This is a genomic window from Fructobacillus papyriferae, from assembly GCF_018437225.1.
Taxonomy (GTDB): Bacteria; Bacillota; Bacilli; order Lactobacillales; family Lactobacillaceae; genus Fructobacillus; species Fructobacillus papyriferae.
In genome coordinates this window covers 570,342-584,394 of sequence record NZ_JAAMFI010000001.1, presented here as the reverse complement: position 1 = coordinate 584,394, position 14,053 = coordinate 570,342, and the positions used below count along the sequence as shown (strand labels likewise).

Here is a 14,053-nt window from a genome sequence, read left to right as displayed (position 1 = left end):
AAGAAAGCGACCGATGCTGATGATTTGTCCGGGAAGGCAGCCACTGCAAAGAACGATTTTGATCAAAAGAAGGCGGCTTTGGATAACGATGTTCAAAAGCACAAGAGTCTGGCTGATCAGAAGAAGGACATTCAAGAAGACATCAAGCAAAAGGCTGACCAGAAGCGTGCAGACATTAATGATCGCAAGGATTTGACCAATGATGAAAAGGCCAAGGCTAAGGCAGCCATTGACGCTGCCGAAAAGAAGGCCAATGAGTCGCTAAAACCTGAAAACACGCCGGATGCCCAGAAGTTGGTGGATACGCCAATTGATGGTGACTTCGACAAAGCCGCTCAAGACGTCCAAAAGGATTTGGACCAACACGACAGCTTTGCCAAGCAAAAGTCTGATGCCAACCAAACAATCAGCGCGGAGGCCGACCAAGAAAAGCGCCACATCGAAGGCCAAGACGGCCTGACTCGTCCTGAAAAGGATAAGCTGGCTGGTGATGTGGATCATGCGGCGGATAAAGCATATCAAGCCCTGAAAGGTATCGATAACGCTGAAGACCTGGAGAAGGCCAAGAAGACGAGTTTTGAAAGCCTTCAGGGCGATTTGGCCGGCATTGATGACACGGTCAAGAATGCCGATCTTTCTAAGAAGAAGGACGCTGCCAAAAATAATATCGACGATTTGGCCTTCAAGGCCAAGGGCAAGATTAACGGTCGAGACGAGTTGAGTGACGACGAGAAGTCGACAGCCGATAAGGCGGTCGATGGCGAGGCCTTCAAGGCCAAGGCAGCTATCGATAATTCCAAGAATGCTGACGATCTGAACCAACAAAATCAATCCGAAGCCTTTGCCAAAAAGGCTGACCAGGTTGAGCAAGACAGCGTCGATAATGGTGAGCTGAACACGAAGAAGAAGTCGGAAAAGCTCAAGATCGATGACAAGAGCCAGCACGAAAAAGACGCAATTGAAAAGCGCAACGACCTGAACCAAGCCGAAAAGCGCGACCAAAAAAAGCGCGTTGATGACGCGGCGAAGAAAGCCAAGGATGACCTGGATAAGATTGTTCGCCACGATGATTTGGATAAGTCCTCTGCGGCTTTGGACTATCAAAAAACCATCGATGGGTTGCATGATGAGCAGAATCAGCATGCTAGCTTGGCCGATCAGAAGAAGGCGGCCGAGGATAAGCTGGACGATCGTATAAAAGCCAATGAGGGAATCATTGACGGTATCAATGATTTGTCAGGTGAAGAAAAAGCCCGTGCCAAAGAAGCCTTGAATCAGCAGGCTGAAGAGGATCGTAAGCGCATTAAAAACAGTGCCAACGCTGACGTTCTCGGTTATGCCGCTGACCTGGCCAACCTGAACGTTGACGACTTTACGAAGCCGCATGCCAATCACCCAGAAAACAACGGCGCTGGTAGTGCGAACGCCGGTTCAAGCAGCACACCCGACAGTAACAGTTCTTCTTCTAAGGGAGCTGGTCATAATGCTAAGAAAAGCCAGTCCAATACCAGCCTTTCTGGTCTTGCTGAACAAGCTGTCGAAGCTTTGTCGAACCGCTTGCAACAAAGCTTTCGTGCCATGACCTTTGGCCAAGAGGCGTCAGCTAATGATTTTGCTGACGAGTCGGCCGAGGTGATCGACGCAACGGACAGGACGAACAACAAAACCAGCCTCTTCAAAAAGAACAAAGACCGCCTGCCCATTGATGGGGAAGAGTTACCAAAGTCTTGGCCAGTCAAGACTATTTCAATCTTTACCGCCTCTGGGTTCTCCCTGGCAGCCTTTGTGCTGACATGGAAAAAGCGCCAGTAAGCGTTCGAGAACAAGAACACATAAAAAGGTTCAAAACAAAACCCCTCTCTAGTTACTAGAGAGGGGTTGTTTTGTTTAAAGTCTTTCGTTACAGTGCCAATACCGACAGGAAGAGGCCGATCACTGCGGCGATTGGCTGATAGCGGTAGGTCAGGGGTCGAATGAAGGACAGTGTGTAGATTCCAAGTGCCAGTACCAAGGAAAAGCAGACGCCCGGCCCAAAAGCATGGAAGAAAAGCAGGTGACTAAGGTAAAGTGCTCCGGTTACAAGCCCCATTAGACGTCCAGCGGCCTTTGGCAAAAAGAGTGGTGTCAGGTAGAAGAGGCTGCCGTAAAAAAGGTCCCAGGAGCTTTTTAAAAAGGCCTGATCCACGTAATTGTGACCGAGAAAAGCAATGCAGACTGGAACGGTGAAGGTCACCAAGGTGGAAAGGGCGATCAGGCCGATACCATTTTTCAGCTGAACCAGGTTTAACGGAAGTAGTGCCAGTACGAGGAGGAATAAAAAGAGTAGCGCCAAGACTTCAAAGCGCATCCGAAGTGAAGAAGAAAAAAGAACTAAAGTTGAGCCGAGTAAGCAAGCGTATAGGCGCCAGTCCTTATGCTCGAAACGACTGGCTACCAGATAACCGATTGCTGCCGAACAAAAGAGCGAGTAGGCCAACAACGGCCAGATCTGTTCAAAGTGTAGCTGGCTACCGAGCGTGCCCGAAACGATTGGCTTCAGCCACCAAATCAAGGAAAGCACCACCGTGATCACTGGAATGGTGGATGGGTGCACGGCAGGCAGTGAGGCATAACGGGGCTGATTATCCCTTACTGAGTGAGCATTTTCATGCCGGCGTTTGCTGCGAGAGAAAAAATTCTGGGTCGCGTTTTGCTCTTGATGATGTTGTTCTTGATTGTTCGGCCGCTTGTTATCGTTCATCAGAAGATCCTCGAATCGAATTCTTGTACTTTTCTATTCTATCATGTACAATATGAAATATATATTACAACACTATCAAGAGCAGGGAAGTGATACAGCACGATGAACCTGCACCAACCGGCAAAAGCACGGTGGTAATTCTGTAAGATAGACCAAGTCACATGATTCGCTCAGGCTGGTCCTGGGCGTTTTTTATTTGCCCTTCTTGATGTGGGAATGAGGAGAACGATAATGACTAAATATTTTACTGCTGAATCCGTTTCAAATGGGCATCCAGACAAGGTAGCTGACCAGATTGCCGATGCCATCTTGGATGCTGTTTTGACGGAAGATCCAAAGGCCCGTGCCGCTATTGAAGTCACCACGTCAACAGGGGATGTCTCCATTTTTGGTGAACTATCAACAACGGCTTACGTTAACATTCGCAAAATTGCGGTAGAAACGGTTGCAGCGATTGGCTACGATAAGCCTGAACTTGGTTTTTCGGCTGATTCGATTAATGTTTCCAACAAGATTGTCGAACAATCACAAGACATCGCACAAGCCGTTGACGCTGCAGATGATGATCCGGACCAATTGGGGGCCGGCGACCAGGGGATGGTCTTTGGTTATGCCACCAATGAAACAGCCGACTACTTGCCGCTGGCCTTGGATCTCTCGCACCAAATGATGCGCCAAATTCGTGCTGTCCGTGAAGAAAGACAAGTGACTTACTTGCGCCCAGACGCAAAGGGGGAAGTGACCTTGGCTTTGGGCAATGATGGCTCGATCGAACGGATCGCGGCCGTTGTGTTGTCAACCCAGCACGATGAAGACGTCGACATGGACCAATTGCGAAAGGATATGAAACGCTTGGTGATTGACCCAATTCTACCTGAGAATTTGGTTGATGAGAAAACCAAGTTCTACATTAACCCTTCCGGTCGCTTTGTTCATGGTGGCCCACAGGCGGATTCGGGTTTGACTGGCCGTAAAATCATTGTGGACACATACGGTGGTGCGGCTCATCACGGTGGGGGTGCCTTCTCTGGAAAGGACGCCACCAAGGTTGATCGTTCTGGTGCTTATTACGCCCGTTACGTGGCCAAAAATTTGGTTGCGGCTGGCTTGGCTGATAAGATTGAATTACAAGTGGCCTATGCCATTGGGGTGGCTGAGCCGGTCTCGTTGAGCATCGAGACCTTCGGAACAGCTAAGGTTTCAGAAGACAAAATCGAAGCGATTGTTCAAGAACTCTTCGACTTCCGTCCGTTGGCTATTATCCAGTCCTTGGATCTGCAACGTCCGCTTTATAAGCAGACAGCGGCTTACGGCCATTTTGGCCGGCCAGATCTGGATTTGCCATGGGAACGACTGGACATGGTGGACGCCATTCAACAAGCTCTTTTGTAAACATAAAACAGGAAGCGTTTTTAAAACGCTTCCTGTTTTTTATTATTTCTTCTTTTTATCTCGTTTTGCTACGGGTAATTCGAGTATCGGATAGCTGCCCGCCTGCTTCAAAGTAAAGGAATAAGCACCGTTTTCTAACTGATTGCCATCAAGGGCCAAACGCTGCAGATCGCGGATGTGAAAATCAGACTGGCCATCTAGAGGAAAGGTGATGAATCCACGCCTTGACGGGTTCTCCCGACCTTTTTTGCCTTGCAGGTAAGTCAATAGAATCTTTGGCCAGGCGACTTGATTAACCATTCGTACCGTAAAAGGATCCTTTTCGCCTTCTTGATTGACCATCACTTGTAAACCAAGTGTTTTGGCATTGTGTTGATAGTTGTGTCCATTGCGTAGTGTCCAGGCAAAGGTCACCTTGTCTTGGTTTCTAGAAAACAGATTCCAGAAATCTAAGAATTGCTGCCAAGCATACTTCCAGACAAGCCTTTGGTTAAAGGTTGGCAAAAGCGCGGAAAAGTCCGGACCAACCTGCAGGTAATCCAAGAAGTATCGGTTTCCTTGGTTGGGGACATTTCCTGTCAAGACTGCCATGGGCTGTTTTGTTATTTGCCAATTATTCAAGGCAGTTAAGAGGGCTTCCATCATCTGGTGGACGTCAAGTGATTTGCCGTTAACTAATGGATAGAGCAAAACGGGGCGCTTTTGTGCTTGATCAACGGCCAAAAAACCTGAAAGGACCTCATTGACAGCGGCCTCGTTTCCAATGACGATGATCGGCAACTCGGTTTTTTCAGTTTCTTTGTCACGGGCCACTAAACGCGCTTTCTGGTAAAGGGAATGATGTGGTTTTGACTTTTGTAGTGTTTTAGCAAGACCAACGGCGGTCATTTCACCTTCGATCGAATCAAGCACTCCTTGCTGATTCTTGTGGGGCAAAAGCGCGCTTTCAATGAAAATGTGTGCTTCTGTTGGCATCTGCGCCTCCTAAAAATGGCGATAAGAAAAGGCATGCGAATGCATGCCTTCGGCCTTAAACCATGATGAGCATCGGCAAAATCATTGGCTTTCGGGCAGTTTCTTTGTGTAGGTATTTGGACAAGTCGTCAATGATTGCTTGACGAATGTCGGATTCGGATGGCGTCTTTTGAGCCATTGCTTTTCGAATCGTATTAAAAATCACGTGGCGACCGTCATTAATCAAATCACCGGATTCTCGCATGTAAACGAAACCACGGGAGAGGATGTCTGGTCCTGAAAGAATTTCTTTTTTCTTCAAGTCAATGGTGGCCGTTACGATCACCAGGCCGTCTTCTGATAGCTTGAGTCGGTCGTGTAAGACAACGGAGCCAATATCACCAATGCCAGAACCATCAATGTAGGTATCGTCGGCAGGGAAGTGGCCGGCCAAACGTGGCGGGTTAACTCCGTCTAGGGCCAGGACGTCACCATTTTCTTGGATGAAGGTGTTTTCCTTTGGAATGTCTAATTCTTCAGCCAAACCAGCGTGAACCTTCAACATGCGGTACTCACCGTGGACGGGCATGAAGTACTTGGGCTTCATCAGAGAAAGCATCAACTTCTGTTCTTCTTGACCACCGTGACCAGAAGTGTGAATGTTGTTTAGTTTTCCATGAATGACGTTTGCGCCACCTTCTTCCAACTTGTTAATGACGGCGTTCACCGAAGCGGTGTTACCAGGAATTGGTGAAGAAGAGAAGATGACGTTGTCCTTTGGTTTCAAGCGCACTTGCTTGTGGGTACCGTTGGCGATTCGAGCCAAAGCCGCCATGGATTCACCTTGAGAACCCGTCGACATAATCAAGAGCTCATCGTCTGGGATGTTTTTGATTTGCGATTGTTCAATTAAGGCGTCGTCTGGGATGTCCAGGTAGCCAAGGGCGCGACCGTTGGTCATGGCTGATTCCATGGAACGACCAAAGACGGCAATCTTACGGCCGTGCTTAATGGCGGCATCCGTCGCCATCTTGATTCGGTTCATGTTAGAAGCAAAGGTGGCAAAGATAATGCGGCCATGCTTCAATTGGTTGAACAGCTTATCAACTGTCTTTTGAACCCAGGCCTCGGACTTGGTCCATTCCGGCCGTTCGGCATTAGTTGAATCAGACATTAAGAGCAAGACACCCTCTTCACCAATGCGAGCCATGGACCAAAGGTTTGGCTTTTGCTTGGTAGTGGGGGTCAAGTCGAACTTAAAGTCACCCGTTTCAACAATGGTACCCACTGGTGTTTTAATGGCAATGCCAAAGACATCCGGGATTGAGTGGGTGGTGCGGAAGAATTCGGCAGAAGTCTTGCCGAAGTTGACCACGGAACCATCGGTGATTTCGTGGAGTTCCACCCGGTTTAACATCTGCTTTTCTTCTAATTTGTTACGGATCAAGGCCATGGCCAGAGGACCCGCGTAAACGGGGACGTTTACCGCTTGTAAGAAGTAGGCGATCGCCCCAATGTGGTCTTCGTGTCCGTGGGTAATGACAAGGCCTTTGACCTTGTCGATATTTTCGACTAAGTACGAGTAGTCTGGAATGACGTAGTCAATTCCTAAAAGGGAGTCTTCCGGAAACTTAATCCCGGCATCGACAATGACGATTTCGTCTTGGTATTCGATCCCGTAGGTGTTTTTTCCGATTTCGCCAAGGCCCCCAAGGGCGTAAACCGCAACTTCGTTGGGCTTGATATCGATTTTATCCATGAAACTTAATTAAACGTTGTCAGTGAAAATTCTGGGTCAGCCTGTTCGTACACCAGTGCTGCGTCAGAGAGTTCTTCGACTGTTTCGATGTTGTAATCCGTGTTCTTTTGCGCCATGGCGTATGCTTCGGCGTGTGAGTCAGCTTCTAAGAAGAAGGATTGTGTCATTTCCCGCTTTGGGTTTTGATCCATACTTTCTTGATAATAAACTTTGTAAACCATTTGGTTCCTCCAAAATAATAAATTCTTTTTGTCACGAAACGAAAACCTTATAAGCCATTTTACCATAAATAGAAGTAAGCGGCGACTTTTATTAGATAAAAGTCATTGGAAAAATCTCTTAGAAAAGGTGCGGAAACGCGTTTTTTCTGCTATAATGAGAATCAATTACGAATAAACGAGGGATATGCTTTATGGCAATCGGAATGAACGATTTGAAAACAGGTTTGACGATTGAGTATTCAAACTCAATCTGGCGCGTCTTGGAATTCCAACACGTTAAGCCTGGTAAGGGAGCGGCTTTTGTTCGCTCAAAGTTGAAGAATTTGCGTACTGGTGCGGTAAACGAAGTGACGTTCCGTCCTGGTGACAAGTTTGAACAAGCCGAAATCACGACGCGTCCAATGTCTTATTTGTACGCCGAAAACGATGGTCGTGTCTTCATGGATACGGAAACGTTCGAACAAATCAATATTCCAGATGCAAACTTGGAACACGCTTTGAAGTACATGCTAGAAGGCATGGAAGTCAAGATCACGATGTATGGTAACGAAGTGCTCGGTGCTGAATTGCCTGTTTCCGTTACCTTGAAGGTTGAAGAAACGCAACCTGGAATCAAGGGTGCAACGGCAACTGGTTCTGGTAAGCCAGCCGTTGTTGAAACGGGTGCTACGATCACGGTTCCTGACTTTGTTAACGAAGGTGATATGATCATCGTTAACACGGAAGACGGTTCATACAAGGGTCGCGCATAAAGATGACGACTGCTTTGCTTTGGTAAGGCAGTCTTTTGTGTTTCTTAGACTGTTCGTACAGTCAATTTTGGTTAATCAAGGAGGAAGGCCCATGGCAAAGTCAACTGATTTAACAAACAAGAACTTTTTACTGACAAAAGAGCAGATGAAAGACGGGCAAATGCTCGTCTCAAAGTCTGCTCTCGAGGCGGTCGCTAAAGCTGCTGCTCAAGGTGTTGATGGCGTTGTGGCGATGCAGGCAAAGGTATACGATCACCTGCCAAAGTACTTGACGAAGGTAACGGGCGTTCAGCCAGCCGTTTCTGGCGTGGCGATGAGAAAAGACGGTGATAACAACGTCTCCTTTGATTTAGCTGTCATCTTGGAATACGGGGCTGTGATCCCAAAGGTCGCTTTTGCGGTGCAACAGGCCGTCAAGACGGATTTGGCCAATTTGGCTGGCTTAACGGTTGATACGGTCAATGTGACGGTTGCCGCTTTGGTCCCAGACGATGACCACCAGACGATTGACCCAGAACACCTCTTTGATGAACATGCGCAGAAGGAGTCTGCCAAATGACACAAATGTCACGACACGAGGAACGGCAAGCGGCCGTCCAGATTCTTTTTGCCGCTTTGAAAGAAGTTCCTGATGATAATCAAATGGACTTGAACTACGACTTGGTTGTCAACGACCGCTCTTACGAAGCGTTTTTGCCACAACTGGTTAACGGTGTGTTGGCCACGTCTTCTGACTTAGATGACGATTTGGCAAAACATTTAGCCACTGGCTGGAAGTTGGATCGGATCGCCCGGGTCAACCTGGTCATCTTGCGTATTGCAGCCTATGAGTTGACCATGCCAGAAAAAGTACCTTATAAGGTAGTGGTTGATGAAGCAATTGAGCTTGCTAAAGAATTTGCCACGCAGGAAGATGCCCAATTTGTTAATGGCGTGTTGAAGAACTACGCACCAGAAATTGCAGGCTAAACCTGAATGTAAGAGTCGACTTCGGTCGGCTTTTTTATTTTTTGGGAAAATCTCTCACGATTTTTGGATGGTCTTTAAAAGAAGTCGCTTTCATGAATTGAGACGGGCTGAACCAGCTGATCCTGTGCTAAAATAGAAGAAGAATTTGAGGAGGCTTTCATGGCAATCTATCACCCAAACGAACAACCTGCACCAACCTACGATGCGCATACTCATTTAAATGATGACAAGCTCTACTTTGATGTACCGGCTTATTTGGGTCGGGCACACGAATTTCAAGTGCTTGAAATGAACGTGGTTGGTTATAACCGCGAGGGGAACCGGCGGGCACTGGAATTGGCCCACCAATACGAGGGCATCGCTGCGGTGATCGGTTTTCAACCAGAGGATACACCGGACTTTGATGATTCGGCAAGGGCTGAATTGGAAGAGCAGCTGAAAGATGCTGCCGTTGTCGGTGTGGGCGAAACTGGTCTGGACTATCACTGGGACACGGACCCAAACGTCCAAATGGCGGCCTTTGAGTACCAAATCGAACTGGCTAAAAAATATGATTTACCCGTCATTATCCACAATCGCGAGGCCTTTGATGACGTTTATCAAACGCTGACGAAACACGACGTGAAGAAGGCGGTAATTCATTCCTTTTCTGGAACAGCAGAACAGGCAAAGGCCTGGGCAGAGCTGGGTTACTACGTGTCGTTTTCTGGCGTAGCCACTTTCAAGAAGGCAAAAGAGGTCCGAGAAGGGGCGAAAGCTGTCCCTCTTGACCAACTTTTGGTGGAAACGGATGCCCCTTGGCTAGCGCCAACGCCATTTCGTGGCAAGACTAACGAACCTGGCTGGACGAAGTATGTCGTGGATTCGTTGGCTGAAACCTTAGGCATGGACCGTGACGAATTGGCTAAGCAGACCGTCAAAAACGCCCATCGCGCTTTTTTGGGCCATGACTGAGCCAAAAAGGGCCGCTGCGGTTGACAAAAAACGCCCGGTCATCGACGCGATGGTTGTCGTTGAAGGCTGGTCCGATACACAGCGGTTGGCCTTGGCCGTTTACTGTGACACGATCGAAACGGGCGGATCCGCTTTAAATCAGGCGGTCATCGAACGCATTGCCTTGGCTGAAAAGAAACGGGGTGTCATTGTGCTAACAGATCCCGATTTTAACGGGAACCGTTTGCGTCAGTTGATTTTGGCTGCGGTCCCTGGGGTGACGTTAGCAAGTATTTCGCGTGATCAAGGTCGGGCAGAAAAAGATAATCCACATAAGTCCTTGGGCATTGAGCATGCGCCGATAAAAGCTTTGCAAGAGATTTTGCAAAAGGCGGATGCAAAAACCAAGAAGCAGCGAAAGGTCTCTGATATTGATCAGGCTTTTTTGCTTGACTGTGGCTTAATCGGCGCAGGCGATGCTAAGAAACGCCGGCAAATCTTAGGCGATCAGTTGTCGATTGGCTATGCGAATGGCAAGCAGCTTCTGGCACGTTTGAAGGCACTGGGTTTTGACAAAGAAGAGGTTATTGCCGCACTAAAAGGAGGGCCAAATGGCCAAAACGATTGATATTGCTTCACCGGCCCGGACACAGGCCATTTTGAATCAATACGGCCTACGGGCCAAGAAGAAATTCGGTCAAAACTTTTTGACTGATGGCAACATTTTGTCTGGAATTGTCAGTGCTGCTGATTTAGGACCAGAAGACCACGTGGTCGAAATTGGTCCCGGAATTGGCGGTTTGACCGAGTACTTGGCTCGGGCGGCAAAGGCTGTTTTGGCCTTTGAAATTGACCCGGACATGGTCAAGATTTTGGCGGAGACTTTGGCGCCTTATGACAACGTTCAGGTTCGCGAACAAGACGTGTTGGAAGCGGACTTGAAAACGGTCTTGGCAAAATATTTTGGTGAAGGCGCGGCTGTTAAGGTTGTTGCCAACTTGCCATACTACATTACCACGCCGATCTTGCTGGCCCTTTTGCAGGCCGACTTGAACTGGCAGCAACTGGTCGTCATGATGCAAAAAGAAGTGGCCGATCGCTTGTCAGCTAAACCAGGCACCAAAGAATACGGCGTATTGACGGTGATGTTGGATTACTATGCCGCTGTCTCGGTTGCTTTAAAAGTACCTGCCGCCGCCTTCAATCCGGCACCAAACGTTGATTCGGCCGTCGTGTCCTTGACACCAAAGCCAGCAGAACGCCCGGTTGATTCGCCAAAACAACTTTTCTCATTGGTCAAGTCCTGCTTTGCCCACCGGCGCAAGTCGCTATGGAACAATCTTTTGCAGCGCTTTGGAAAAGAAGAGGGGGTTAAGGATCAGCTAAGAGCAGCCTTGCAAGAAGCTGGAATTGAGTCTGGAATTCGAGCTGAACGGTTGACCTTGAGCGATTTTACTGACCTTTATCTGGCCTTGAAAAAGCAAGAGCTTCTCTAATAAATCTCGAACAGTTCTAATCTATTTTCCATTTTTGCTTGAAAAATACTGAACATTAGGCTATACTAAAGCTTGTCAATAGAGAAAGGCGGTTTTTATGTCAACCTTAGAAGAAATTAAATCACGGTTAGACGCGCACATCGGAGAAACAGTTACGGTTGTTTCACAGGCGGGCCGCAAAAAATATACGAAACGTTCTGGGATTTTACGTTCAACTTTCCCATCATTATTCGTTGTTGAGCTGGACGAAGAAGCCCAGTTCAAGCAAGCATCGTACAGCTATGCTGACGTTTTAACTAAAAACGTCGATGTCAACTTTGCTGAATAAGTTGATTTGGTAAAAAGGCCCCTTAGGGTCTTTTTTATTTATAGAAAGCAAGGTCAAAATGAATGAGCAAATTCGGGTCAGTCACTATGGGGCGACCTTTGGTAAAAAAACAATTTTAAAGGATCTGTCCTTTTCATTAGCAGGTAATCAGTTGACTGTTGTGCTTGGTGAAAACGGGGCCGGAAAAACGACCTTAATTAAGGCCATTTTGCAGGCGGCCCTGGTCAAAAGCAAGGGTAAGCCTGTCCAGACGATTCAGGTTCAAGCCAAGCGTTTGGCCTACGTACCACAATTTCGGGACTTGGGAGCGGATTATCCGTTATCGATCCAATCCTTTGTTGGTCTTGGCATCCGTGACCATGGCCTTCCTTGGTTGACCAAAAAAGAAAAGGCTGCAGTATCGGATGCCTTACGACGATTGGATTTGGCAGAGATTGCGGACTTACCTTTGGCTAAAGCTTCGGGTGGGCAAAAGCAGCGGGCATACATTGCGCAAGCTTTGGCGAAAAAGCCGGATCTGTTGATTTTGGATGAACCGAGTTCTGCCCTTGATGGGAAGCACGCCGCTTTTTTGGTTGAGCAGATCAGACAAGTTCAACAAGACTTTCAGATGGGGGTGCTTTGGATTTCGCACGATACGTCATGGGTTCGAAAGACTGCGGATTCCTTCTTATGGCTCCATGATCAGACCGTGACGATGGGGGCAGCTAAAGATTTGCCAAAAGAAGCGGACTCTAAACACCGCGAGGAGGTCCTACATGTTTTCTGAAGCTTACATGGTGAATGCTTTTGTGGCTGGAACGGTGATTGCTGTGATCTCGGCTTTGGTCGGGACATTTGTCGTCGCGCGTTCCTATAATTTCTTGACACACTCATTATCAGAAATTGCTTTTGCTGGGGCGGCCCTTGGCTTTTGGCTGGGCTTTGCCCCTTTGCTTGGGATGGTTTTTTTAACGGCCACTTCGGCTCTGGCGATTGGGTCGCTTGAAAATGCCAAAGTTAAATCGGACAACGTGACCTCGGCCATTTCCGCTTTGGCGATTGGCCTTGGGATTCTCTTTTTGGCCCTTGGCCATTCAGCGGCATCGTCTGCGACCGGTATTCTTTTTGGCTCGGTGTTAGGGATTTCGACAAGCGATCTTTTCTTACTCTTTTTGATGGCTTTTGTGGTCATTTTGTTGATTTTTTGGCTTTTTCGTCCTTTGTCCCTTTTGGCTTTTGATGAAGCCGGCTTACTTCAATCAGAAAGGAAAAAGGGCTTGTTGCGGGTGGCTTTCTTATTGATCATGGCGCTATCGGTTGCGATCTCTTCTCAGCTTGTTGGCTCGCTTTTGGTTTTTGTTTTGGTAACTTTGCCGGCTGCTTCTGCTCGGATGTATCAGAAATCAATTGCCGGGTTGATTGGGCTAGCCATTTTCTTTGCTCTATTTGGGACATGGGCTGGACTAACCCTGGCCTATTTGACCAACCTGCCGACCTCGGTCTTTATTGCCTTGATCGAAGTGGCCTTGTATCTGCTGTCACTTTCTTTGGCCAAGGTCGATTAAGGGGTAGGCATCGTGATTATTTTGTGCTTGAAAAGACGAATGTTCGTTTTTTCAGGCTTTTTTTATGCTATAATTATTGGGATATTTTGTTTAACAAGGGGGCGGGCAAAAGTGCCCGACACAAGCTATGAAGACACGTCGCGCTGACCGTTTGGTCGATATGACCCATTACTTATTGGAGCACCCACGTTTGTTGGTCTCTTTGAATTTTTTTGCTGAACGTTATGAGACGGCTAAGTCCTCGATTTCAGAGGATTTAGCCATTGTTCGCCGTGTCTTTAAGACACGCGGAACTGGGGATTTAAAAACTTATCCAGGTGCTGCTGGTGGGGTTTACTACACGCCAATGATGGGCCAAGAAGAGGCGGACGCCTTTGTTGAAAAGATTCGTTCTGACGTTGCCGATGAGGCCCGTGTTTTACCTGGTGGTTACGTCTATTTGTCTGATTTGTTGGGTGATCCAGCCGTCCTTCGCCAAACGGGCCGCTTGCTGACAACAGAATATGTCGATCAAGAAATCGATGCCGTTATGACGGCCGCCACGAAGGGGATTCCTTTGGCGCAGGCCGTGGCGAGCGAACTGAACGTCCCTTTTGTGATCGTTCGAGACGATGCTAAGGTGACGGAAGGATCGATGATTTCGGTCAACTATTTGACTGGTTCGTCCAAGCGTGTTGAAAAGATGGCGCTTTCAAAGCGCTCGCTACGTTCTGGTGCCCGTGTGCTGATCGTCGATGACTTTATGAAGGCCGGCGGCACAATTCAAGGAATGCAAACCTTGGTTCGCGAATTTGGCGGCACGGTTGTTGGCACGGCGGTTTTTGCAGAAGGCCGCTCGAACGTACGTTTAATTGAGGATTTCACCTCGCTTTTGCATGTTGAAACGAGCCTTGAGACCAAGGAACAAATCAAGGTCGAAACGGGTAACTATCGAACAAGAATTTACCAAAAGAAGGGTTAAC

At 47.9% G+C, this 14,053-nt stretch carries 16 protein-coding genes and 1 riboswitch; of the genes, 12 read left to right on the top strand and 4 right to left on the bottom strand.

The features are described 5' to 3' along the window. The first annotated feature begins 24 nt into the window (after window positions 1-24). A complete protein-coding gene (locus G6R27_RS02695) occupies window positions 25-1,812 on the top strand; it encodes a DUF1542 domain-containing protein (RefSeq protein ID WP_213819541.1) in 1,788 nt (595 codons plus the stop codon). Window positions 1,813-1,900: 88 nt separating this feature from the next. Here G6R27_RS02695 and G6R27_RS02690 read toward each other — a convergent pair whose 3' ends face one another. After that, a complete protein-coding gene (locus G6R27_RS02690; protein WP_213819540.1) occupies window positions 1,901-2,740 on the bottom strand; it encodes a hypothetical protein in 840 nt (279 codons plus the stop codon). A 69-nt stretch (window positions 2,741-2,809) separates the two neighbouring features. Then, window positions 2,810-2,894: riboswitch (SAM riboswitch) on the top strand. A 77-nt stretch (window positions 2,895-2,971) separates the two neighbouring features. Here G6R27_RS02690 and metK point away from each other — a divergent pair. Next, a complete protein-coding gene (gene metK, locus G6R27_RS02685; protein ID WP_213819539.1) occupies window positions 2,972-4,132 on the top strand; it encodes a methionine adenosyltransferase in 1,161 nt (386 codons plus the stop codon). 42 nt (window positions 4,133-4,174) lie between these two features. On the opposite strand, the gene G6R27_RS02680 is transcribed toward metK, so the two are convergent. Genes G6R27_RS02680 through G6R27_RS02670 form a run of 3 tightly spaced genes read right to left on the bottom strand, consistent with a single transcriptional unit; the run spans window position 4,175 to window position 7,066 of the window. Beyond that, the gene (locus G6R27_RS02680; RefSeq protein ID WP_213819538.1) at window positions 4,175-5,107 is read right to left on the bottom strand and encodes a hypothetical protein; all 933 of its coding nucleotides are present in this window, start codon (window positions 5,105-5,107) and stop codon (window positions 4,175-4,177) included. Between the two features lie 55 nt (window positions 5,108-5,162). Further along, entirely contained in the window at window positions 5,163-6,845 is a 1,683-nt protein-coding gene (rnjA, locus tag G6R27_RS02675) for a ribonuclease J1 (protein WP_213819537.1), read from the bottom strand. Between the two features lie 5 nt (window positions 6,846-6,850). Continuing rightward, window positions 6,851-7,066: an RNA polymerase epsilon subunit gene (locus tag G6R27_RS02670; protein ID WP_213819536.1), complete on the bottom strand. Its 216-nt coding sequence runs from the start codon at window positions 7,064-7,066 to the stop codon at window positions 6,851-6,853. Window positions 7,067-7,257: 191 nt separating this feature from the next. On the opposite strand from G6R27_RS02670, the gene efp reads away from it, so the two are divergent. From efp to purR, 10 genes are all read left to right on the top strand, one after another. Beyond that, a complete protein-coding gene (efp, locus tag G6R27_RS02665) occupies window positions 7,258-7,818 on the top strand; it encodes an elongation factor P (RefSeq protein WP_213819535.1) in 561 nt (186 codons plus the stop codon). A 91-nt stretch (window positions 7,819-7,909) separates the two neighbouring features. Further along, complete coding sequence (locus G6R27_RS02660; protein WP_213819534.1) at window positions 7,910-8,377, top strand: Asp23/Gls24 family envelope stress response protein; 468 nt, start codon at window positions 7,910-7,912, stop codon at window positions 8,375-8,377. Then, complete coding sequence (gene nusB, locus G6R27_RS02655; RefSeq protein WP_213819533.1) at window positions 8,374-8,787, top strand: transcription antitermination factor NusB; 414 nt, start codon at window positions 8,374-8,376, stop codon at window positions 8,785-8,787. The genes G6R27_RS02660 and nusB overlap by 4 nt, the downstream gene beginning before the upstream one ends. 159 nt (window positions 8,788-8,946) lie before the next feature. Beyond that, window positions 8,947-9,741, top strand: a complete 795-nt coding sequence (locus tag G6R27_RS02650) for a TatD family hydrolase (protein ID WP_213819532.1) — start codon at window positions 8,947-8,949, stop codon at window positions 9,739-9,741. After that, window positions 9,734-10,348, top strand: coding sequence for a ribonuclease M5 (gene rnmV, locus G6R27_RS02645; protein ID WP_213819531.1), 615 nt, complete (start codon window positions 9,734-9,736; stop codon window positions 10,346-10,348). Before G6R27_RS02650 ends, rnmV begins: the two co-directional genes overlap by 8 nt. Next, on the top strand, window positions 10,332-11,216 hold the full coding sequence (rsmA, locus tag G6R27_RS02640; protein ID WP_213819530.1) for a 16S rRNA (adenine(1518)-N(6)/adenine(1519)-N(6))-dimethyltransferase RsmA: 885 nt from the start codon (window positions 10,332-10,334) through the stop codon (window positions 11,214-11,216). Before rnmV ends, rsmA begins: the two co-directional genes overlap by 17 nt. Before the next feature lie 97 nt (window positions 11,217-11,313). Then, a complete protein-coding gene (locus G6R27_RS02635) occupies window positions 11,314-11,544 on the top strand; it encodes a Veg family protein (protein WP_213819529.1) in 231 nt (76 codons plus the stop codon). Between the two features lie 58 nt (window positions 11,545-11,602). Beyond that, the gene (locus G6R27_RS02630; protein WP_213819528.1) at window positions 11,603-12,313 is read left to right on the top strand and encodes a metal ABC transporter ATP-binding protein; all 711 of its coding nucleotides are present in this window, start codon (window positions 11,603-11,605) and stop codon (window positions 12,311-12,313) included. Further along, entirely contained in the window at window positions 12,303-13,091 is a 789-nt protein-coding gene (locus G6R27_RS02625) for a metal ABC transporter permease (RefSeq protein WP_213819527.1), read from the top strand. The genes G6R27_RS02630 and G6R27_RS02625 overlap by 11 nt, the downstream gene beginning before the upstream one ends. A gap of 127 nt (window positions 13,092-13,218) precedes the next feature. Then, window positions 13,219-14,052, top strand: coding sequence for a pur operon repressor (gene purR, locus G6R27_RS02620; protein ID WP_213819526.1), 834 nt, complete (start codon window positions 13,219-13,221; stop codon window positions 14,050-14,052). The last annotated feature ends 1 nt before the right edge of the window (window position 14,053 follow it).